This window comes from Rhodococcus oxybenzonivorans (genome assembly GCF_003130705.1).
Taxonomy (GTDB): domain Bacteria; phylum Actinomycetota; class Actinomycetes; order Mycobacteriales; family Mycobacteriaceae; genus Rhodococcus_F; species Rhodococcus_F oxybenzonivorans.
The window spans coordinates 677,929-700,352 of record NZ_CP021355.1 but is presented as its reverse complement, the minus strand read 5'-3'; the positions used below and the strand labels follow the sequence as shown (position 1 = coordinate 700,352).

Here is a 22,424-nt window from a genome sequence, read left to right as displayed (position 1 = left end):
CGCTGACACCACGAGGTGCCAGCGGCTTCCCACGCTAAAAGCCCTCGACGGGACGAGTCGAGACCGGCTTGCCACCCTGCGTGAACTCCGCCGATTCACACTGCCCGAACTCTCACGTCGACACGACGAGTCGAGCGGGACCGTCTGGGGTAAGGCGGGACGTGCGGGAGTGGGCGGCCACGAGCGGCTACGAAGTTTCCTCACGCGGCCGGATCCCCGCCGAGATCCAAGAAGCGTTCGACGCAGCGCATGGGCCGTCGTCGCCGTTAACGGAACCCTCACTGGCTCGTCCCGAATGCCGATCGTTGACTGGAACTCGCTGACCAGCGCAGTCCGCAAGCGTGTGTCGAGTCACGTTTATACGGTCGGCCCCTTCAAGACCGTGGGATTTGTCAAGACGACACGCCGCTAATCCTGCGCTGAAAGAACCTCGGTAGGTGGTGCCTCTGACATCTGCTCCCACACACTCGGATCACTGAAGAGCGGCCACATGAGCGCAGTGAACGTGACACACCTTACTAAAGCGTCAGGTCGGGCACGTTTGAAAAACGCTACGTTCCGACTGGTGTGACTCACATCATAACTCTCAATGTCATGATCGATGCCACGAGGACACCACCACTATATCTAGGCCCCCAGCTGGAGTTTTCTTACTAGAAGTAGTAGATGTCCGAACCAGACCAAGCAGTGCCGTGCAAGCGTCCGACACATCAAGCAGATTCAAACTTGACAAAGTTGCTACTGGCCCTGCCGCGGTGCTACTATTCCTTATGCCCGAAAGCCGAGTGGACGCAATAGTGGAGGAGCTGCGCGAGTACAAACGCTGGCTTACCTCCGAGACTCGACGTGTCGAGCGGGCTTTGAGTGCGTTGTCCGACGAGGAAGATGAGGACACGCGTTCGACAAACGAGATGCTGCTCGACGCCTTCAAGAGCAACCGGAAGCCGATGACAATCCAGGATGCTCACTTACACCTCAGAAAGTCGGGATGGACGACCGACTCGAAGGATCCGGCGAACGTCATCCGTGCCGCGTTGGCTCGCATGGCAGCCAACGGGGAACTCCGACGCACTTCAGATAAGCGTGGTGTCTACGTACTCGCCGATGACAATGAGTTCGAGGACGTTACGCCGCCGGAGTCCGAGCACGAGCTTAAGGCTGCCAACAGAGCGGAGATCGACTGGCGGCCACTAACGGACGATAACCCATGGGACTCTGGCCCACAGAGTCGTCCGAACCGGTTCGGTACAACAGGTAAGGAGTCGGCGCAACGATTCAGGCCGGCCGCTAAGAAGCGAGAGGAGGACGAACCACCGTTCTAACTAACTGACTGAGTCTCGGAACTGCACATACTTTGCCGGTTTGAAACAGCTCCGAGACTCCACCGCAGCACCCATCGGGGTGTATTGGCTGCTTGACAGAAGTGTATCTAATGTTTGCCGTTCCGCAAGAGTGACGCACGCAACACTCCATCATGCAGCCATCAGCTTGCAGCAAGACCTAACCGGGCAGGCGTCTGCCCAGATGGAGTTAAAGCAATGCGTTACAAGGTTATTCGGCAGCTGGACTGCCTCAACAATGGACAGGGTGTCATCTGGGAAGCGCGGACTGATCCCGGCGATCAGAAGGTCGCTCTGAAGTTCATGAAGCGGGACCCGCTTGATCCGGATCCTGCAACCTCGGAGGAGCGCTTCTTGCGCGAAATCCGTTGCCAGATGTCACTTCAACATCCCAACGTGGTCAACGTTCGGGGTTCAGGAACGAGCAAAGCCCGCGGTCCGTTCTATGCGATGGACTGGGCTGATGGCTCGCTTCGCGGCCGCCTGGGACAGAACCCAAATGGTCTGCCCGACGATGAGGTCCAGCGGATATTCGGCCAGATCGTGGACGCTATGGCCTACGCGCATAACGAAGGCGTCGTGCATCGAGATCTCAAGCCGGAGAACGTCCTGTTCTTCGATGACGTTCCTCGTCTGGCCGACTTCGGACTGGGTCTGCGACTGCTTAGCAATAGCGCTCGCATCACGCGTTCGCGGCTCGCAATGGGAACACCCGAGTACATGGCGCCGGAACAGTTCAACGATGCTCACGACGTCGGACCGGTTGCTGACGTCTACTCTCTCGGTAAGATCCTTCACGAACTCTCTACGGGGATTACGCCGAATTGGTTCCCGCCCGATGTCAGCAAGGCGCCGGCCAAATACCAATACATCCTGCATCGATGCCTGGATCAGGACCCTGGCAAGCGGTACGCGACTGCTGGGCAACTGGCGCAGGCGCTGAACTTGGTCACAAGTGACGCGTCCCTGCTGTCATCGCCTGAAGAACAGGCCAAGCAGGCGCTGGGCCAAATCATGGCTGACGACCCGCAGGCAGTGCATACCCTCGCAGAGGTTCTCGTGCGCAATCCTGAGGACTCGACGCTCTACCTGCAGTTCGTCCCGCTGCTGCCAGCGAAGGCCATGAAGGCGCTCGCTCAGCACGCGCCGTCGGAATTCGCGCAGGTGCTCGTTAACTTTGACCAGTTCGCCTACGGAAACCACCCTTTTTCCTTCTGTGACAAGCTTGCAGACTTCATGGCGCTCGCGTACTCGGCAACCACGGATTTCACGAGTCGTCGGCTGCTGATTGCTCGGCTTCTCGAACTCGGCGCAAGTCACAACAGGTGGTACGTCCGCAATGTGTTTGTTGCGGTTGTTGTCAAGGCGGTCAAGATCCCCGGGTTCGCACAAGTCGTCGCCGACGTCCTCCGCGAGGACCAGGACAGCGCCGAGTTCGTCGCAACGTATCTCAGGCAGCAGTCGATGCCTCAGATCGTGCTGAACGCGCTCGAGGCTAACGCCGCGTAGTAGCGCTGCATGGTAGAGGCGAAGGCACAGAAGGGCCTTCGCCTCTACCCACTGGTCCAAATTCACACCCACACCTGCCTGGAGTAAATCATGACCGAACCAGTCTCCACCATCACAAACGAGATCGACGTCACCGAGGTCGTAAATCCGTTTACAGCCCCCGACCCGTACCTCCAGTCCATCGCCGACTTCGCGAATCGGGTTGACGCGGGTTTCGGCCTTACCTTGTACCTGCCATGGGGCACCGCTCGCGGGACTGTCGTGAGTGCAAAGTCCTTTTTCGCCCGGATCGCGGAGGAGTTCAGCGACCAACCGGAGAACCACGAGATGAAGCCTATAGCTGACGTCTTCGCCAAGATGATGGAAGGTTTTGCCGAGGAGGTTTCCTTCCCGAAGGATGACGCCGAGAACGGAAACGACGACATCTTCACGCCCCGATTCATCACCCTGCAGAATGTTCAGGTTCAGGGTTTGGGCAATCGAGGTCCCTTCCCATCCGTCGGCTTCGTCCCCCACCTGCGAGTCAAGCTGTCTGACGTCACTGCGTGGTCACTCGAAGCGCCCACCTTCGACTGAGGCTAGCTGCCCTGCTGCTCCGCCGAGCAGCAGGGCGCTCGTCTGTCTGGACACGTCGTCGTTTGGCGCAACGATCGATCCAGACCACGGGGGATCGACGAGGCGTTCGAGATGGCAGACAACGCAGGGGCATCAGAGTTCGGTGGCGATCCGCGGGACAACACTAGTGCGCTCGACCCGACAACTCGCGCTCATCGCGCGCTCATCCAGTCCGATCCGAACAGCCCAGACGAACCGGGCAAGGTGACAGGACGACAACGTGACTGACCGCGAGGGGGTGAGATCCCGCGAGACCGTAACCTGCATGCTGTGCGGTCGACCTTGGCCTCTCTCTCGCTCGGTTGACGTCGAACGACAACGCTATTGGGTCTGCGGACCACCACGGCGTTGCCATCAATACGCGCGGACGGTTGCAGCGCAGTCGATCATCGCACCCAGGAGACCCCCGCTCTGGGAGAGGGACCGACCGCTCCACCGCGCGGTCTGTCGCTACATGACCGGGAACGACTACCCGCAGTCCTGATCGAGCGCAGCAGCCAGCGATCCAACAGCAGCGAAGGACCAGTCATCGCGATTGGCAACATCCAGCTCCCTCGCTCGACGGCGTAATCGTCTGCTGCGATACGTTCGTTGGCCGGCTCAAGACCGACGCGCAGAGGGTTATCCCGCCGCGCCGTCGACGCCGACGATGTCCGAATATTCCTGGCACTGGGTACGGGTGCGGGCGAGCAGAGCCACCGTGTGATCGTCGTCGGACCGAGCCGGGTCCTGTTCGTCGCTCATTGTGCCGACTTTCTCTCGCGATGCGAGGTGCAAAGACTCGCGGCGCACACTACGACCCTCCGTTGTTCGTCGGACGGCGCCCGACGCGGGACGCCGGTGGCATTGGCAGCCCGTGTCCGATGCCTGGAACCCGGGGGATTTGCGGGCGTCACTGCAAGCGGATCGTCTTTTGGGATAGCGACCGTGCTGAGGATTCCGACATGTTCGTTCGAAACAGACCGCAGCTTGGGGATCGCGACGTCGAGAGTGCCGGCGCGGGTGTCGAAATCGCGGTGCCGGTATCCGTTGCGGCTGGGTTAGTGCGGTTTTCCGAGCGTTCACCGAAACCGGCGCCGCACAGGCAGTCGGCGGCGCGGGCGACGGTCATGACTGTGGCTCTAGTGGTCTCCCCGGTCGAGCCGTCGGACAGCACGACCCGTCCGTCGCCGCCTTGCCGGGGGCGGGTGATCAGGGTGCACCAACCAATGTGTACTGCGGATTGAGCGTTGCCGCAGGTCATCTCCAGTGCGTGGGTGTCGCGGTGTGTGTCGCCGCCGATGACGGCATCAACGGTTTCTGCCACCATGGTCATGGGCCTTCGCGCTCCTTCGGGTGCAAGGGTCAGGGCGGCACCGGCCCGGGTTGAACCACCCAGCGGCTTATCTGTGACGGGTCACGTGCCCTTCAGCACGGACAGGCTTCTGATCAGGCCAGCAATGCGTCCGTCCGCCATCTCCTGGAACTGCGGCAACGGGGGCGTCCGGAACCCGGCGTCGACCGCGCGTTGCGCAACCTTGCATTGCGGTGCTTGCGGCTTTGGCCCGCGTGAGCGTGGCGATCTCTGCGTAGCTGTGCTGTTCGAGGATTCGCAGTCGGGCCGTCTCCTTCACTACAGGCTCGAAGTCGGCGCACGTGTCGATGAAGTCGAGGAGGTTCTCGATGGTCTGGGCCTCGTCCGGCAACACGAAAGGCTCTTGCGAGTCCTCCGGCGCATTACTGGCCTTCAGTGCATCGGCGTTGTGTCCGTCCAGCGCATTGCGTGCGTGCTCTTCGGTAAGGGCTGCAACGTTGGTTACGTCATCTGGGTTCGGTTCGGTTGGTTACGCGGCATCCACAACGCCAGTGCAATCCTCAGGTCCGACCGCTGCGGCCTCATGGCTGCCGACGAGTGAGGAGTGGTCTGCCGTTGCGGCGTCGGCGAACTGCGCAACGGCTTTAGTAGTGCGCGGCGCAACGTTGGGGTTCTGTGCAACGGCCGAGTCCGATGCAACACCGAGATACTGCGCAACGCCGAGGTGCCGCGCGGCCCGCAATATCGCCGCTGTTGCGTTCGGATGCCGGCTTCGGCTCCACCAGTGCCGTCGGGTAGTCGGTCGGATGTCCTCGTCTCGTCGTTCGCGGTCGCGGGTGCCATGGACGACCACTGTGTGCTCGGTGTAGGCGGTGCCGATGCGTTGATGGTCCTTTGCCCGAGTTCGGGGAGGTCAGCGTTCCGGTAGCGTTCATCGACGTCGCGATGCATCCTCGGTTGCACGGTGTTGGTGATGGGGCGATTCTCTTTGGCTTGCAGCAAGGTTGCCGCGGCCGATTGTCCCGCGGGTCAAACTCTTGGGCCTGTGTCCGACGTGGAAGCCGTCGCGGTCTTCGCCTTGGTGTGGGCAGGGATAGATCGATAGGCCCTGTCGCTTTTCGTGGTGTGTGCGGGCTGCGCGGGCGTCTTTGCGTGTGAAGTAGGTGCGTTTGCTGCAGTGTGGGCAGGTCACCCAGCGCGCGGTGGGACGATGTGCTCGAGGGGCCAATTCGGTGCTCCTATTCGACTGGGGACGGTGTCGGGATGGTCAGACGGCGCGGTTGATCTGCAGGTTCAACCAGTCCGAGACCCACTGGATGGCGTTGCGGCCGGCGTTGTCGACGACCAGGGTGTGGTAGCTCTGGTGGGCACCGGAGGCGAAGAAGCTGGCTGCGTTCAGGCCCTCGCCGACGACCGTGGCGAGATCCTCGGCCCCCTGCGAGCGCGCCATCGTGGACACCGATCCGGAGAGTCCTTGCAGGTCAAGGGTTTGAGCTTGCGTGGTGATCGCGTTTCCTACGGGGTTGGCTTGCTTGCCCAGTAGCGCGGGGGCGGTCTTGCTGGCTTTGCCGGTGAGCATGTTCGCGGCCACCGAGGCGAGTTCGAGGCCGAGGGGGATCAACGCCGCGGTCTGCGCGGCGGCACCGAGGGGGTCGGGTAGCACTCCGGGTGGTGGGAAGAGTTTGTCCGCGGCGGCCCAGGCGATTTCCTGGGCCTGGCCGGCGATGTTGGCCAGCTTGATCACGTCGACGTTGCCGAGAATGCTGGTGACCAGCGCTGCGATCTGGGTGTAGCCGGTCGGGTCCGGGATGATCGAGAGTATTTGCGAGACCCACTTCAGGTCGACGGCGGCGGCCATCTTCACCAGCGGCGCGAAGTGCACGTTCAGCTCTCGGGCGGCGTCCCGGGCGCCGCGGACATCGCCGGCGGCGATTCTCTGTGGGAGCACGATCAGGTTGTGCAGGATCTTCGGGATGTCGAGTGCGGTGATGCCGGTGACCACGTTGAGGGCCTGCTCGACGACGACTGTCGGTTTGAGGACCGACAACACGCTCGACGCGGTCGACAGGGCATCTGCGGGTGTGGTGGCCACAGGCGCGATCTGGCTACCGAGTGACGCGGCGGTGGTGGAGAGCTGCGAGATTTGCGGGTCGGTGGCGGGCAGTGTGGTGGTGCCACTATTCGAGAGCTTGGCCGCGGTGTTCGCGATTGTGGCAATCGAGTCCAGTGCACCGGTCAGGTCCGCGTGGCCGGCTGTGGTGAGGACCTGCGCGGCCGCGTTTTCCGGCGTGCCCGCCGGGGCGGCGGCAAGGCCCGTGGTGGCGGCACTGTTGGCGGCCCCGGACTGGAGCAGCTCGGCCAGGGGACTGAGGGTCTTCGACAGCGAGGTCGCAGTGTCAGCGACCTCCGCGACATCGACGGAGCCGCCGTAATCGATGCCGGAGAGTTGCTTTCCGAGCGCGTCCAGGTTCGAGCCGAGACCGGGCAGGTCAGCGTCGGTGAAATCCGAGGTCAGCGCGGTGGCCACTGCCGCGTTACCACCTCCGGCATCGGTGGCACCCGGGGTCTTCGACAGGATCGATCCGAGCGATCCGAGGAACGGGTTGGCACCCTTTTGGATCGAGCAGTACAGATCTTTCGGATCACAGATCGAGGCGACCCGCCCGGACAACTTGCCCATGCCCTGCTCTCTGGGACCGGCGATCCCCTGCCCGGAGGTCTTCGGCCCGACCGTCGCGGCGCCCTTCGTGCCCGCACCGGGATCGGCGAGCAGCGCCACACCGAGGACCCGGTCCGCGTCGACCGGCCCTCGATCGTTTCCGATTGCCGACGCGAGATCACCTGCAGCATCGGAACCTTGGGAGTAGCCGGTGATGGTGATCTTCGCGCCTTGGCACTTGTCGGCGTAGTTCTTCAGCACGGCGGTGGCCTTGCTGACCGCGTCGGCTTTGCTGTCAGCGTAGGTGTGGCCGTTGTCGAACGCGCGCGCCATGTACGGCAGCGTGTATACCTGCGCTCGGGCACCGTTCTTCGCCTTGATCGCCTCCGCGACGGGAGCCAGCATGCCCACCGGCCGGTTCGGGTCGGCGTGCTCGTTGGTCTCCCATGTACCGGGGATGAACAGGTTGAACGTCGACGAGCAACTGGCCGGGTCGGCATGCGCGATCGCGGGCCCTGAGATGAGCGCGGTCCCGCATAAGACTGCGGTGGTGGTAATCGCCGCGACCCCACCTCTGGCGAACCGTGCCATCTTCCGGACTCCTATCGCACTGCAACCGAGGGTTTTCCGGCTGTCAGTGTCAGGTAGCGGTCCTTCTACCAGCGACGACCCCCGCACGCGGTCGGGCGTGTCGGCAGTGGCGTAATCAGGACGGCAGTCGTATGGCCTTGGCGGGCACGGTAGGACGGCGCTCGAGCCAGGAGTGCGGAAAATGTGCGTGTCTTCTTGTCATCGCCGGAATGGCGACACAAAGTGTCGCGAGCGACCGTTGACATCAGGCTAAACGGGGCGCAACAAGGGAAGCCGGCGGTTCAACCCCCGCAACACTGCACAGTGTGTCTGGGTGTGTTCACTTCAGTACGCGCGCAGCGAAGGCCAGCGATTCGGGCATGGCGGCGGTCAAGCTGGCGGAATGGTCCACATCGGAGAGCTGCTGGTACTCGGTATCGACGCCGTTCGAACGCATTTCACTCAGTTGCGCCCAGGTTAGTGGGATCGGCACCTTGGTGTCGGTAAGGCTGTGCACGACTCGGATCGGGCGGTCGAACCCGCTGGTAGGTGCCTGCTGCATGTGTTGGAGCACTGCGTGCAGGTCGGGGCTGTCCAGTGGGGCGGTGAAAAGCTCCGCGATGGTGACCGGGTGTGTGCGCAGATACTCGTCAAACTCGCTGCTGCAGGTCACCTTCGCCTTCTCTATGAGCTCGACGCCGGTTGGGGTCAGACGGCGGCGGATGTCGAGTTGCGGTCGCTGGTCGTCGAGGCCGGCGAGGGTGTAGAGAACGTAGTGGGCGATCCCAGCGTTCGGCACCGGTGGAAAGTTGGGTCCAGCTAGCGGTAGGAGCTGGTCGAGGTGCGTGGGGGCGCCGACGGCGATTGCACCACGGAAGTCGAGTTCGGGGCTTCGGGTAGTGGCCTGGTGGGCGGCGAAGTAGGCGGCGTGGCCGCCCTGGGACAGGCCGGCAACGATCCATCGGTCGCCGAGTTGGTCGCCGTAGATGTGGTGGGCCGCGCGGACGATGTCGACGGCGTTGGCGCCGGCTGCCGGGCCGTCTGTGTACGCATTGACTCCGTCGGTGCCGATCCCGGCGTAGTCAGTGGCCGCGACCGCGTAGCCGGCAGCCAGCCATTGCTCGATTGATACGCGTTCGACCTCGGTGGACCCGGTGACCGAGGGGGCGCAGGCATCGTCGATGCCAACGTTGCCGTGGGCGTAGGACACGACCGGCCACCCCCCAGCCGGCGGTGGGCCCTGTGGCAGGAAGACCGATCCGGTGGACTCGCCCGGGTCGGTGGCGGTGCGCAATGTGGAGTAGAGGATTCGGGTGCTGGTGTCGGCGGCGCCGGCAGGAAGCACCACGGTGGCGAGGGGTTGCTCAGAAAGCACAGCCCCCGCAGAGAGTAGGTCGACAGGTTCGGCTTGGGCTGATGCCGCGGAGGCGAGTGTCCCGCTCATCCATAGCGCGGCGACTAAACCGGCCCTCTGCCAGGCGTTTGCATTCCTCGTAGAGCTCCTGACCATTGCCATCGACGGTCCCTCCCCTTGTCTCTTGCGGTGTCGATCTCTGGCGAACCCGGACCATTGCCGTCCTCTGTGGTCGAGGGGATCTCGACAACCTGAAGGACGAACGATTCCGATCATTTCCGGGGCAATGGACCCATTTACTGCGCGCAGGATGCTACCTGTCCGACCCGGCGCTCTCGTCGACCGATCCGAGTCATGCCGGGTGCACTTGCCCACTCCACCGGACACGGGTGCCTCCACCGGTCGCGCCCGCGAATAGCGGGTAGTCCCGACCGTTGGAGCAGCTGGTGGCGTGTCTGCATCACCTGCGTGTGGCAGGGACTCTCGGAGCTGGCCGCTGTTGCGCTGCCGGTTTTATCGTAGCCGGGCGTTGCATTGCGCGGCTCGTCCGAGTGATGCGTGACATTGCGGTATTGTGCTCCGACCCCGAGCGTGTTGGTTCCAACGATGACCGTTCTTGTCCGAGGTCCGCCATGTCGCTCTTTCCCATGCCTTGCAGAGTGCGCTGACTCATGTGTGGACATTCTCGCCAATTCGAGTCATTGCAATGCCCCGGCAAAGGCGTACTGCTTATCGAGCGTTGCGGCATTGCGGCCCTCGGTCGAGTCGTCAACGTCGGGCAGCGGCGGGGTCCGGAACCCTGCCTCGACCGCGCGTTGCGCCACCTTGTCGAAGCGGCGCATTGCGGTGGAAGCTGCCTTGGCGTTGGTGAGCGTGGCGATCTCTGCGTAGCTGCGTCGCTCACTGATCCGCAGCCGGGCCGTCTCCTTCACTATCGGTTCGAAGTCGGCGCAGGCGTCGATGAAGGCGAGGAGGTTGTCAATCGTCTGGGTCTCGTCCGGCAGCACGAACGACTGAGGTGGGCCCTCCGGGCCATTGCTGATCTCTTGTGCGGCATCGCGACTGTGCAGTGCATTGCGGATACTGTGCTTCTGGTGTTCCTCGCTCTCTCCCGCAACACCGGTGAAGTCAGCAGGGTCCGCTTCCTCCGGTTGCAGGACAGCCGCAACGTCACGGTCAATGTCTGGCCTCGCAACGGCGGCCCTGGCGCGGTCGGATGCCGACGACTCGGTTGCCGACGCAACGTCGACGCCCGGTGCAACGGTCGAGGCAACGGATTGCGCATTGCGTCCGGTGTTGCGGTCGACCGACCTCGGCTCCGGTGCAGACATCCGAGAGTCGGTCCCAGCGTCCTCGCCCGCCCATTGTGGTTCACGATGTCGGGCGTCTCGCACGACCGCGGTGTACTCCATGTGAGCGGTGCCGATGGCCTTGATGAGGATGCCGACGCCGTGGGTGAAAGCCAGCACGAGCAACGGTGGAATGATTGCAATGAGCGATGCGCCGGTCGGTGACAGCGGCGTGTAGCCCAGTTCGATTCCGGCGGCAACGTTGCGCGCGGCGGCTTCCCCTGCACGGTAGGCATGGTTGGCGTTGCCGAAGACGCTGATGAAGACCACCACCACAGCGAGCCCGAGGAAGAACCTTTTCCCGATTGCGCTGCCGCCTATTTTGCTCAACGCAACGACCGCGATCGTCGCGCCGAGTATTGCGCCGTCGACGATGGCCGGGAAGATCCAGGTGAGGTAGTGCGGGATACCCGCCTGCAATGCCAGGTCACGTTGCACGGCGAAGGAGAGCACGAAGGCGCCTGTGGTGATGCCGACTGCAATAGCGATCGCAACGATGAGGGCCGCTATCAGGGCGCGGAGCTGGACTTGCGCGGCTCGGATACTGAGGTCATTCATGCTCGGGGACTCCTTTCACGGGGTCCCGCTGGACGAGGGACCACGGGTTGCCGCCGGTGGTATTTCTTGTGGTGTTGCGGAAGTGCGTTGCGGTGCTCATTAGGGTGTTGCGCCGTGTTGCAGCAGCCGCCGGGGCACCACGTCACGCGCCGCAACGCTTGCGATCCCAGCTTGCATGGCTAGCAAGCCGCTCTCTCCGCAACGGCCCTGTTCCGCGGTCAGGTGCGGCGAAACGATGACGTATGGCGCACTATTGCGCGGTTGATCTGTCCGCCCGAACCATCGTGCGCGCAACGCCAGCGTTGCGGCGTTGGTGTTGCGGTCATCCCGATAGTTCGAGCACTCTGCTCGCAATAAGTCCTCGTTTCCGGGTCGGCGGCGCAGTCCGCACCGCATCTCGGAGCTGGGACTCAGGTGAAGACATCGACGTACCAGCGCCCGTCGATCTCTTGGGTGGTGACGGTCTGGGTGCCGCGGGAGAGGGGTTGGTCCGGTCGCATCAGGGAGAGATCGACCAGGTAGACCCCATGGGAGAGTTCGATGGTGCGGATGCAGTAGCTGGTACCGAGCGGGACCGTGTCGATGACGCGCTGCAACTCGGGGCCTGGTAGCACCGACGAGTTCGGTGTTGCGAGGGCGCGGGCGGCTTCGCCGCTGCGTTGGCTGTAGTACGCGAAATTGAAGGCTTCGATCGCGCCCGCGCCGCTCTTCTGGTCACCGCGGTCGGCCCGGCAGTCCCCGTCCGGCGCGGAGGCCTGTTCGGCCTGTGCGGGTTCGGGCAGGTTGAGGATGGGAAGCCCGTTCTCGTCCACTGCCACGGTGGCGCTGGAGGTGGCCGCGGTTTCGCTGTCTTCGTTGCGCAGGTGGCCTATTGCCACCGCACCGGCCACGGCGACGGCGGCCACCGCAATGCCGGCCACCGCCTTCTTTCCCGGGCGGCCGCCGCTCGTGGACGGGAGACGCGGCCGTGTGTGCGGTGGTGTGGCCGGGCCGCCGAGCGCCTTGGTGCGGGCGCCCGGCGCATGGGCGGTGGGTGTGCTGCGAAGGAGGTCGAGTACGGCGGGATGCCGTGCAGTGTTTCGGCGGATGTTCGGCTTCGTCATGGTTGTGCACCCACCTTCCGGGTCAGTTGGCGGTCGGAATGCCGCCACTGATGGCTCCCGACAGCAGGTTTGCGGCCAGGCCGGGCGTGGCGTCGTTGAAGAACGAGTTCAGGGTTTTGTCGACCTGCTCGATGATCTGCTGTCCGCCGGGCTTGGCAGCGACGAAGTCGCGGGCCTGGTGGTCGATCGCGGGCGCGGACTCGACGGTGTCCTGCACGGCGGAGGCGGCTGCCTGTCCGATCGGTCCGGAGTTCTCCCAGTCGGTGAGGACCGTCTCGGTCTGTACGGTCACGGCTTCGGAGTCGATGTCCGGGACGTCGATCTCCTTCGGTTCGCCCTTGTCGCCGGCAGCGATCGGGGTCACCGCGGCCACTCCGATTCCGCCGCCGACCAGGGCGCCGGCAGCGGCGGCGGGGATACCCGCTGCCGCGGCACCGATTCCCGCCCCGGCGGCGGTGCCGACGATGCCGACGGGCACCCACCCGAGTCCGGGAAGGAAGACGGTGCCCGCGGTCATCCCGGCGAGGCCGCCGATCGTGCCACCGACCAGAGCGCCTGCGGTGGCGGCCGCCCCGCCTGCGGTGAGGGCACCGACTGTTGCCCCGGCCGCTCCGGCACCGACCTGGGCGGCGGCGATCCGGTCGGCCCGCGAGGTTTCCACACCGATCGACCGCCAACCCGTCGAGACGCCTGCCTGGACCACCGCCATCGTGTTGTTCGTGCGGTCCCGGTCCATGTCGGACACCCAGTTCGGTTGCGTGATGTGCAGCTCACCCAGACGAAGGGTGTCCCGGGGGGCGATGAACGGCTTCGTCGGCTCCACCGGGGTCGGCAAGTGCAGCTGGTCGAATTGCACTGGTGCGACGTAGTAGTCCGCTGCCTCGACATACGCATTGGTCTCGTAGTCGTAGTTCGGGAGTGGCTGGTACTCGATGTTCTGGTATTCGGCGGGCGGATCGACCCAGTACACCGGTTCCGGCGGGGTTTCGGGCACGTAGGTGGGCGCGGGTGCTGGTGGAGGAGTGGTGGTTCCGCTGGGGGTGCCACCGCCGGTGACGCCTTCTTGGTTGCTGTCGCCGGTGACACCGCCTTGGATCGGGTCGGCGATTGCGGACGGGGACAAGGCGATTCCGGAAGCCAGGGCTGCGGTGAGGACTGCCAGCGCGGTGGCGGATTGGGTGGCGCTGTGATGGCGGTGTCGGCCTCGGGCGTGGCGGGCGGTGCGGTCGCCGGTGGGGTTGTTGCTCATTGTGTGCCTTTCATGACGTGGAGGAATTGGCCTGGAAGGTGGGATCGAAGGACGGATGTGCCGGGGTAGGCCGGATTGAGATAGCAGAGTGGTGATGGCTGCGTCAGGGGCCGGTGATCGTCTTGACGACCTCTTCGGCCAGTCGGGTCAACGCGGCCCGGGTGTGGGGTTGGAGCCGGGACAGTGCCAGGCGTTCCCCGGAAGCGAACAGCGGCTCGAATGGCATGCGCGCCACAAGTGGTACTCCCAGTTCGCGGAGGGCCTCGACAGTGTCGTGTTCGACCATCGGGGCGTCTCCGGGGCCGGTAGTGATCACGACGATCGTGCGTTGCAGGACAATGTTGCCCGTCGACGCCAGCTCCGTGATCATTTCTTCCGCGGCATCTGCGGCGTCCCAGCGCAATGGAACGGGCACCACGACGGCGTCGGCTGCCGTCACTGCCCACTGCCAGCTCCCGGCGAGGGGGTTGTTGCCGGTATCGGCGACGAGGATGTCGCGGTGCTGGGCCACGATCGCGGCCAGATGCGCCGCGTCATTGCGGCCCAGAACCGACGTGGCACCGCCGCGGCGTCCCGCGATGATGTCCTCACCCGACGGTTGACGGGTCAGGTGCTGCGCGAGTTCCGAGGGCCGGATGGGGGCGCGCGGGTCGGGATGGGCGGCCAGCAATGCGGGGATGTCGTTGTCGTGCGGCGGACGGACGGCGACCCGCTTTGCGAGACTGCCTCCGACCTCGCCGAGATCTGCGCACACCACGGTGCCGGCGCCGCGGAGGTTGGCCAAGGTCTGAGTGAGAGCCACGGCGATCGGTGTCTTGCCGACTCCTCCTTTCGGGTTGGCGACGGTCATCACGGAGAAATCCGGCAGCGTCCGGGTGATCACCGACTCGGCGGCCCGCAGCCGCATCTCCGGTGACTGCGGTTGGGGTGCGAGGCGTAACCCGAACATGGCGTTGAGTCGGCCTCGCACTCCGAGACGTGCGGGTTCGCCAGCTCCGGGGGCGATTTCGGGGGCCGCGAGCCCAGACATTGGGTGCAGTGGCCGGGCGGGTGAGTGAGCGTGTCCGTCCTCCTCCTCGGCGGCCACGGCTGCCGATTCGGGTGTCGGATCGCTCGCTGGCGACCGCACGGGAACGGAAGGCTCAGTGCCCTCTGCCTGGATCCTTACGACGGGAGTGCCGCCGCCCGGGCGGCCCTGGGGCCGTTCCCGGTTGGGTGTCACGGGTCCCTGGCCCGGGGTCTGTTCTGGGGCCGGGCGGATGGTCTGGTCGGGGTCGACCTCGAGCCGCATCGGCGCGGTGTCGATGCCGCCGCTGACCGCGACGGTGATCGTTTGGCCGCTGCTTCGTGCTTCGGCGTGGGCCTGGGCGAACACGGCGGTCATCAGGTCTTGCTCGGTGTCGCCTCGCAGGTCGAGCGTCGCGGCCTGCGACGGCACATGCGCCGTGGCGTGGCGTCCTCCGTCGTCGATGGCGACGGTCATCTGCGGGGCCGACATCAGAGACTCCCGGTGCCGGAGGTGGTGCCGTCGAGCTGGGCGAGCATCTCGGTGATCAGCTCATCGAGGCTGGTGAGCTGCTCGAGTGCCTCGGTCTTGACCTCGCCGTTGGGAAGTGCGCCCACCAGGTCCCGTCGATGACCGATCGCGGTGAGGAGCTCGTCGAGTCGGCTGCGGGAGACGGTCTTGCTTTCCGAGTCCAAGGCCGAGAGCCACCCGGGTGTGGAGGCTCGCAACGCTTCGCGGAACGCTCGAACGACGGGGTCGGAGTTGCCTTTGTTGATGAACGGGCGGTGCATGGCCTCGATGTCCTCGGGCTCGAGGATGACTGCTCGTTCGATCTGCCGGACTGCCATCGTGGGACCTTTCTTGTTGCGCTGGTAGCGGTGGTGGGTGATGCGAAAGTCAGGTGGCGGTGGGGAGTTCCGGTGCGACGAGCACGACCGTGTCGAGGCCGCTGTACTCGACGAACAGCACCTCAGGGCGGCGGCCGGCGCTCTCGACGGCAATGCCGACGATGACCTTGCCTTCGTCGGTGACGGTGCCGTCGTTGGTGCGGTCGACTTCGCGGGCGATTTCGACCGAGGCGACCAGTCCGGTCAGGTCCGGGTCGTCGTCGAGTCCGACGACGATGTGCATGCCCTCTTCGATGGAGCGGGCCGGGATCGCATCCGCGATGGTGTCGGCCGCACTCGGTGTGCTGATGCTACTCGAGATCGCGATGGGGTCGCGCACGTCGTTGGCCATTGCGGCGATCAGAGCTTGTTCTTCGGCGACGAATTCCGGCAACTCGGCGGAGAAGCAGAACACCGGGGTGTCCACCTCTGGGCGGAGACTGTCGACGGCACAGCGTTCTTCGTTGGACATATCGGCGCGTACTGCGGGGTGAGCGTCCACGCTGGGGGTGAACCACACTTGGGCGAGTGCCGGGTCACCGGAGGGATCGGTGACGGTGGCGCGGCCGGCGATGGCGGCATCGATGTCGCGTCCGACGGTGGTGTCTCCCCACATCATGTAGGCGCCGTCGCTGCTGAGGCGGGCCAGCGAGGCGCGGGTCTTGAAGTTGTCGCGCACACCACCGGAATCGCGTCCGAACAGGTGCGCATCGGGACGCTGAACACCCACGGCGAGGCGGATACCTGTCGAGCGGGCCAGCGCGACCAGTTCACCGATCCGCCCCAGTGGATTGCAGAACTTCAGGACGTCCTTCTCCACGTCGGTTCCGCTCTTGGCCATCTGAGTCCATGAGGCGGACAGGATGAAGAACTCGTCGAGCACGGCCACCAGCAGTGGCATATTCGCGGGCGCAATGCGTTGGATCTGCATGTATTTGGTGCGTGCGTGCATCTCGCACCACAGTGCGTAGATCAGTTTCGCCGCGCGCAGCGGTTCGAACACGATTGCCGGTACACCGGGGTAGCCGAGGAACTGGTGCAGCTCGATGCGTTTGGGGTCGACACCGATGACCGGGATACCGCGGAGAACCAGTTCGGTGATGACCGTGGTCAGCAGGACTGTTTTGCCGCCGCCGGTCGGTCCGACGACCAGCATGTGTGGTGCCGACGAGCGGTGTGAGACGTTCCAGAACGCGTCGACTACGTCGGAGCCGATCTCGCACGAGGCGTACGGGACGTGCAGGCGCTGTCCTGGCTTGTTCGGAACCCGACTCGGCCACTCGATCTGTTGACGTCCGATGCCGTGCTTGTCGAGCCTCGGCCCAGGTAGCTCGAGGGCCGGTGTCGGCAGCAAGTGCAAGATCATCTTCTCGAGTGGTTTGCGGAGCGAGAGGGTGATGATGGGCTGCTCCGGGTTCCAATCGACTCGCCACAGCTGACCTGACTCGTGCGTACCGAGGGCGGCGAGCAGAGCCTCGGAAAGCTTGTCGCGGTTGGCTTCCATGCCGGTGGCCAGCGTGTGCTTGTAGTGGATGCGGTACGAGGCTTCGGTTCCGTCGTTGGCGTAGGCGCCGACTGAGACCGTCACGTCCCGCAGGGCCTTGCCGTCGGAGAACAGTTCGGCGAGCATGCGGTGCCGTGGGCTGCGGGTGTCCGGGAGCACCGGTCGGCGGGTGATCGTGATGGTGCTCTTGTCGGCCCGGAAGTCGGTGACGTACTTCCAGTCGGTGACTGTGGGTCCGAGGAATCGGTTCATCGATCCGCCTTCGACGTCGAGGGGGAATTACTGTCGGGTGCAGGTTCTCCCGCCGGGACACGGTCGATCTGCGCCACCGCCATTCGGGGCAGGAATCGCAGGGGACGAGTGGGTGCGACGGCCGGCAGCGCAGCGCGCACGCGGTGCCACAGCGGTGACCCGACGATCAACGCATTGACTGCCGAATTGAGACGCTCCTGCCGGGTCGCATCGACGACCGATCCCTGCGGCAGACGGATCGCCGCCCACGCGGTGCTGTGCCACCCGGTACGCACGCTGAGCCTGATCAGTGCGGGGTTGTGACCGGTGGTCTGCCGTACCACCGCGGACAGGATTCGCCGCTGGCGGTACCGCAGGAACCGAATCAGGTCCCCGGCACCGACGAGAGCGACCGCGACGACGAGTCTGGGCCGAAAGTCGATGAGCCACTGTGACCAGAGCGGCGCGCGCGGCCACAGCTCGGCCACCGGAGCGGAGACCAGCAGGGTCGGCATCCACCAAGCGGCGACAGCGACGACCAGGACGACGGTCACCCACGGGGTGAAACGCGCACCCTCCTCCCCCGACTGTTCGGAACGCCTGCGTCCACCGGAGGCAGACGAGGTACCGGACGAGCCGAACACATCCCGGAAAAACTCGCCCACAGGGTCATTCGACAGCATCGCAGAAACCCTTCTCGATCGGACATCGGCGTCGTGCTGATGCGCACAAGTGAATCCGCTCGCCAGAGGATTCACCAAGGACCCCCGCACGCACTCGGGCGTGTCGCCCTGCTCGCATCTTTCGCGAATGCGTCCTCGACCGCGGTGACACCAACCCGGCCGGGGAGTTCAAAAGACTTCTGCCAGTGGTGTTTGGCCCACTCTCGCCGAAACCGGGCTGTGGCGCTATTTGCAACTTCGCCTCCCCCCGTAGGGGGGAGGCGTCTCCCGAAGGGAGTGGGGCTCAGGCATCACCGATGCCGCAATCGGTCGACGCTTACCCCACATGGGGTGAATCACGTTCCTCACCAGAGTTGTCCCCGAGAGGGTGCCCCGATGGTGGAGCCCGAGTCCTCCCAGCGACCGTCCCCACCCTCAGCGGACCAGCGACACGCCCGAGTGCGTGCGGGGGTCTTCGTGCACCGAAGCCACCCTGTGCCATTGTTCGTTCCGTCACCATCCGGTGTTGTCGTGAATCTTCTGGGAGAGAACATGCTTCACGAGACTTTCGAGGCTGCGTCACAGCTGACGTACCTGGCGCAGGACGGGATCGACACCACCGGGGTGGGAGGATTCCTCCGCGAGCAGGTGGTCCCGCCGATCCTCGGCGTGGGAGCGATTGTGCTTCTCACGAAGGCCATTCGCTCGTCTTGGTCTGCCGTCATCACCATTGCCGGCCTTTCTCTGATCGGGTTGGGCTGGTTCGGGTTATCGGCGAACCCCGACGCGGCGATGAACGTCGGCACCGGGATCATCCGGCTGATCGTCCCCGGTGCATGACCGGTAGCGGAACAACTCCACGGACTCAACACTTTCGAGAGGAACCCAAACCCATGTCCGTCATGACGATCATCTTCGGCGTGATCATCGCCGCCGCCATCGTGTTCGCAATCGGTCGCGCCATCAACGAGCGCCGGTAAGGGACAGCGGTGATTGAAACCGATGACGACCTGTACCGGGTGGATCAGCACTGGCTAGGACCACCGGGGCGGGCGTTCCCGAGACCGATCAGATGGCAGGCGATGGGTATAGGCCTGCTGTTACTGCTGCTGTCGTACATCCTCGTCATGGGGGTGCTGTCGGTGCCGTGGAGCGGCTGGAGCGTCACCGCGGTTCTGGGGTTGACCTATCTCGGGACGAAACGGATCGTCGACGGGCTCGGCCACGAACGCACCATCCGGTCACTGGCCCGGTCCGCGATCAACGACCTCACCTCCCCACGCCCTGCGGTCAAGCTCGACAAGCAAATCCGCAACGCGCCGCAGCGAGTGTCGATCCCCGACCAGATCGCGCGCGTTCGCCTCACCCCCGCTGCCGCTGATCACACGACTTCCTACGACTACGAGCAGGTAGGTCATGAGCTATCCCGGTAACCGGTTCGACCCGGCCGACCTCGTCCCACCCCCCGGAGCACTGCCCCCGGTGCTGCCCGAGTCATGGTTACGCGCGGCGCGCCAAGCAGGACTGCAGACCGCCGACCCCCACACCACCACTGCACCACAAGCGAGCTTGGGCCGTGCACTGCCCACCGACCTTTCCCCGGTCGCCAGTTCCGACGATGAAGAGGACGTGACCGCAGAACCTACCCGCCGCACGGGCAGCAAACGGCGCGGGAAGAAGTCCCGACCGGGTCCGCAGGGGCACTCGACCAGTGCCGCCGCGGATCGCGGGAGCAGGGCGCGGCTGCGGAAGCAGTCCAAGTGGCGGCTGCGGGCGGTGCTGGGAAACGTCACGATCACCGACGACACCGCCACGTTGTGGTTCGTGCAATCGCCCGGCACGTGGAGCATGCGGGCAATTGCCGATCAGTCGCGGTTCATCCGGGACGAAGCGTTGGTGCTGGCGGAACTGCGCAGCAAAGGGGTGGCCGGTATCCACCGGCGCACCGTGCGCGAGCCCTGGCCAGTCAAGGAATGGGGACGCGCCCACGCACGACTCGCCGAGAACCGACTCCCCGACGTCCCGGACGCTCTCGCGTGGGACGAGTACCTCGTCGGTCAGCAAGTGGCGCTGCTTGATTCCGCCCCGACCCGCAAGCGCCGATACTGGGGCATTGAATTGCCCCGCCGATCGATGACCGCCCAGGCAATCGTCGCGGTGGCCGACATGTGCACCGCGGTGAAGGGATTGGGACCGCGGCTGTCGAAGTGGTCGGAGCAGGTCCTGCGCGCCGAACAGGACGCTGCGGCCGAACACATCGCCGAGATCGAACGCGTAATGCTCTCCCCCGGTGTCGAAGCCCTGCCGGCCGACAGCGGACAGATCGACTATCTGCTGCGCCGCTCCGCCGCGGTGGGAATGCCGTTGACCGAACCGGCCGCCGCACGCGCACCGTCAGGGTGGGGTCTGCCCGATCTGTTGTCGCTGAGCAACCTCACGGACATGCACTACACGCCCGGCGCCGGACACACTGTCGTCGAAGGCACGATCGCCGACCGCACCTATAGGTCGTACGTGACCGTGCTGACAGTGGGGAGGATGGCACCACTGGCCATCCCGGAACAGAAGATGCCGTGGCAGCTGCTCGGCGACCAGCTCGGGTTGCCCTTGGAGTGGTCCGAGCGGATCACCCTGCACACCCCAGAAGAGACACTCGGCGAGATACAGAAGCAGCGCAACGCGATCGAGGCGCAGTACCGGCACTACACCGTCGAGCACGACGAAACCCCACCCGATGAGTTGGCGGCACAGCACGGGTTGTCCCGGCGCCTGCGGACGGAGATGTCGAACGGTGGGGCACTTGCCACCCGAGGATCGGGGTGGTGGCGGATCGCCGTGTCCGGTTCCTCCCCCCAACAGGTGCGGGACCGTGTCTCGAAGCTGCAGCAGCAGTACGCACCGGATATCGAACTCGAAGTCGAGAACGGCCAGTACCACTTGCTCAAAGAGTTCATGCCCGGTGAGAAGCTCGCCAACACCGCCCACAAGCGCAGGATGAGTGTCCTGGCCATGTCGGCAGGGATGGGCGCGGCGGCCGACCGGATAGGTGACGAGGAAGGCATCATCCTCGGCGAAACCGCGTCGATCTCGGTACGCCCCGTTGCCTGGAATCTCTTCGCCGCCCACGACTTCTTCGACAAGGGCGGCCTGACCCCCCTGGTCGGCGTCCAGGGAGCCGGCAAAACCCATCTGGCTGGGATGATCACCTATCAGGCGCTGCGCCTGGGCGCGCACGGAGTGATCCTCGACCCGTCCGGTCCGCTGCGCGCGCTCGCCGAGCTGCCCGAACTCAAGCCCTTCACCCGCGTCTACGAGCTGACCGGCCGCGGCGCCAAGCCCGGCGTCCTCAACGTCTACCGGGTCGTGTCCGAACCGGACCCGGCCGACGAGATCTACCGCCCCGGCCATCCCGACTACGCACACGAATCCGACCCGGCAGCCGCCGCAGCAGCGGCCTACGAGGACGATCGCGGTGCCGCCCATGCCGAGCGAGTCCAGCTCGCGTCCTGGGTGCTGATCTCGATGCTCGACGCCGACGACCGCAGCGACCGGGACGCCAAGAGCGTGGTCCGGATGGCAGCAGCGTTGGTCGGGGGCCAGCCGACCAACCATCTGGGCAAGGTCCTCGACGCAATCGATCACATCGCTGCCGGTGTGGCCTACACCAACGGCCACGGGGCCGCCCACAGCACGACCGATGGCCAGGCCGCTGGCTCCGAGAGCACTCAGGTCATCGGTGAAGGACTGCGCACCGCCGCGGGCCGGATCGGGCCGATGCTGCGCACGATGTCGCAGCTGCGCGATGCCCGGGTGCTCTTCCCCTCAGCCAGCGCCGGTGACGACGCCGCCGCCGAACTGTTCGACTCGGTCCTCGACGAGCGCCTGACGATCCTGACCATGCCCGGCCTGCAGATCGACGACAAGGCCGAGGGACGTGCGGCCACCGACAGCCAACGCCTGGCCGGTCCGCTGATCCACCTCGCGGCGTGGTTGGCGACCCGGCTGGTCTACGACAAGCCGCGCTCACTACCGAAACTGCTGTTCCTGGACGAGAACAAGTACCTCAAGCAGTCCGGGGCCGGGCGCACTCTCTACGTCCGGCTCGGTCGCGACACCCGCAAGTTCCGCACCCGCGCACTGGTATGCAGCCAGCTTGCCGGCGATTTCCTCGGGCTGACGGACGGCGCCGACGACCAGGACCAGTCACAGCTGACCGACGAGATCATCATCGGCCGACTCGGCTCGTCCGAACGGGCGATCTCCGACGCACTCAAACTCCTCGGCCTCGACGAAGGCGAAGGGTACGAGACGATCCTGGCGAACCAGCTCGGCGGGGGCCGCAACGACACCTACGACCCGCGCGCGAACAAAGCCCGTAAACAGCGCGCCGCGAAGACCGGCGCCGACGAGGCCCGCACCTACGTCGTCCGCCTCGGCGGCGACATCGAGCTGGTGCGCGCGAACTGGACGAACTTCACCCACATCGCCCACGTCGCGCAAGCACTGAACTCCCGGGCCACCGCCGCCTGACCCC

At 65.1% G+C, this 22,424-nt stretch carries 17 protein-coding genes and 1 pseudogene; 7 read left to right on the top strand and 11 right to left on the bottom strand.

All coding sequences use genetic code 11. The features are described 5' to 3' along the window. Positions 1-80: 80 nt before the first annotated feature. From CBI38_RS39800 to CBI38_RS34300, 4 genes are all read left to right on the top strand, one after another. Positions 81-323, top strand: coding sequence for an Lsr2 family protein (locus CBI38_RS39800; protein WP_257792497.1), 243 nt, complete (start codon positions 81-83; stop codon positions 321-323). A gap of 474 nt (positions 324-797) precedes the next feature. Next, positions 798-1,322 carry a hypothetical protein gene (locus CBI38_RS34310; protein WP_162603374.1) on the top strand — a complete coding sequence of 175 codons (525 nt, stop codon included), beginning with the start codon at positions 798-800 and terminating at the stop codon, positions 1,320-1,322. Between the two features lie 216 nt (positions 1,323-1,538). Next, complete coding sequence (locus tag CBI38_RS34305; RefSeq protein WP_109335890.1) at positions 1,539-2,849, top strand: serine/threonine-protein kinase; 1,311 nt, start codon at positions 1,539-1,541, stop codon at positions 2,847-2,849. Between the two features lie 90 nt (positions 2,850-2,939). Beyond that, positions 2,940-3,425 (top strand): hypothetical protein, encoded by a 486-nt coding sequence (locus CBI38_RS34300; protein WP_109335889.1) that lies wholly within the window; start codon positions 2,940-2,942, stop codon positions 3,423-3,425. 660 nt (positions 3,426-4,085) lie between these two features. Here the strand turns inward: CBI38_RS34300 and CBI38_RS40195 are convergent. The 11 genes and pseudogenes from CBI38_RS40195 to CBI38_RS34240 form a co-directional block, all read right to left on the bottom strand. Beyond that, positions 4,086-4,208 carry a hypothetical protein gene (locus CBI38_RS40195; RefSeq protein WP_257792496.1) on the bottom strand — a complete coding sequence of 41 codons (123 nt, stop codon included), beginning with the start codon at positions 4,206-4,208 and terminating at the stop codon, positions 4,086-4,088. 209 nt (positions 4,209-4,417) lie between these two features. Further along, positions 4,418-4,557 (bottom strand): annotated as a pseudogene (locus CBI38_RS34295) (transposase); the annotation flags it as partial. A gap of 1,468 nt (positions 4,558-6,025) precedes the next feature. Beyond that, on the bottom strand, positions 6,026-8,008 hold the full coding sequence (locus CBI38_RS34280) for a cutinase family protein (RefSeq protein ID WP_109335887.1): 1,983 nt from the start codon (positions 8,006-8,008) through the stop codon (positions 6,026-6,028). Positions 8,009-8,327: 319 nt separating this feature from the next. After that, positions 8,328-9,431: an alpha/beta hydrolase family protein gene (locus CBI38_RS34275; protein ID WP_230990334.1), complete on the bottom strand. Its 1,104-nt coding sequence runs from the start codon at positions 9,429-9,431 to the stop codon at positions 8,328-8,330. Positions 9,432-10,039: 608 nt separating this feature from the next. Beyond that, the gene (locus CBI38_RS34270; RefSeq protein ID WP_109335885.1) at positions 10,040-11,248 is read right to left on the bottom strand and encodes a DUF2637 domain-containing protein; all 1,209 of its coding nucleotides are present in this window, start codon (positions 11,246-11,248) and stop codon (positions 10,040-10,042) included. Positions 11,249-11,658: 410 nt separating this feature from the next. Next, positions 11,659-12,351 (bottom strand): DUF8176 domain-containing protein, encoded by a 693-nt coding sequence (locus tag CBI38_RS34265; protein ID WP_109335884.1) that lies wholly within the window; start codon positions 12,349-12,351, stop codon positions 11,659-11,661. A 22-nt stretch (positions 12,352-12,373) separates the two neighbouring features. Next, a complete protein-coding gene (locus CBI38_RS34260; RefSeq protein ID WP_109335883.1) occupies positions 12,374-13,600 on the bottom strand; it encodes an insoluble domain protein in 1,227 nt (408 codons plus the stop codon). 103 nt (positions 13,601-13,703) lie between these two features. Further along, on the bottom strand, positions 13,704-15,098 hold the full coding sequence (locus CBI38_RS34255; protein WP_109335882.1) for a CpaE/TadZ family protein: 1,395 nt from the start codon (positions 15,096-15,098) through the stop codon (positions 13,704-13,706). Continuing rightward, positions 15,098-15,454, bottom strand: coding sequence for a hypothetical protein (locus CBI38_RS34250; protein ID WP_109335881.1), 357 nt, complete (start codon positions 15,452-15,454; stop codon positions 15,098-15,100). The genes CBI38_RS34255 and CBI38_RS34250 overlap by 1 nt, the downstream gene beginning before the upstream one ends. A 49-nt stretch (positions 15,455-15,503) precedes the next feature. Further along, positions 15,504-17,249, bottom strand: coding sequence for an FtsK/SpoIIIE domain-containing protein (locus CBI38_RS34245; protein ID WP_109335880.1), 1,746 nt, complete (start codon positions 17,247-17,249; stop codon positions 15,504-15,506). Then, positions 17,246-17,911 (bottom strand): hypothetical protein, encoded by a 666-nt coding sequence (locus tag CBI38_RS34240; RefSeq protein WP_109335879.1) that lies wholly within the window; start codon positions 17,909-17,911, stop codon positions 17,246-17,248. The genes CBI38_RS34245 and CBI38_RS34240 overlap by 4 nt, the downstream gene beginning before the upstream one ends. Before the next feature lie 531 nt (positions 17,912-18,442). On the opposite strand from CBI38_RS34240, the gene CBI38_RS34235 reads away from it, so the two are divergent. The 3 genes from CBI38_RS34235 to CBI38_RS34225 all read left to right on the top strand — a co-directional run bounded on the left by CBI38_RS34235 (position 18,443) and on the right by CBI38_RS34225 (position 22,420). After that, positions 18,443-18,730 (top strand): hypothetical protein, encoded by a 288-nt coding sequence (locus tag CBI38_RS34235; RefSeq protein ID WP_204165022.1) that lies wholly within the window; start codon positions 18,443-18,445, stop codon positions 18,728-18,730. Positions 18,731-18,879: 149 nt separating this feature from the next. Further along, entirely contained in the window at positions 18,880-19,323 is a 444-nt protein-coding gene (locus tag CBI38_RS34230; protein WP_109335877.1) for a hypothetical protein, read from the top strand. After that, on the top strand, positions 19,307-22,420 hold the full coding sequence (locus tag CBI38_RS34225; RefSeq protein WP_109335876.1) for an ATP-binding protein: 3,114 nt from the start codon (positions 19,307-19,309) through the stop codon (positions 22,418-22,420). The genes CBI38_RS34230 and CBI38_RS34225 overlap by 17 nt, the downstream gene beginning before the upstream one ends. Positions 22,421-22,424: the final 4 nt, after the last annotated feature.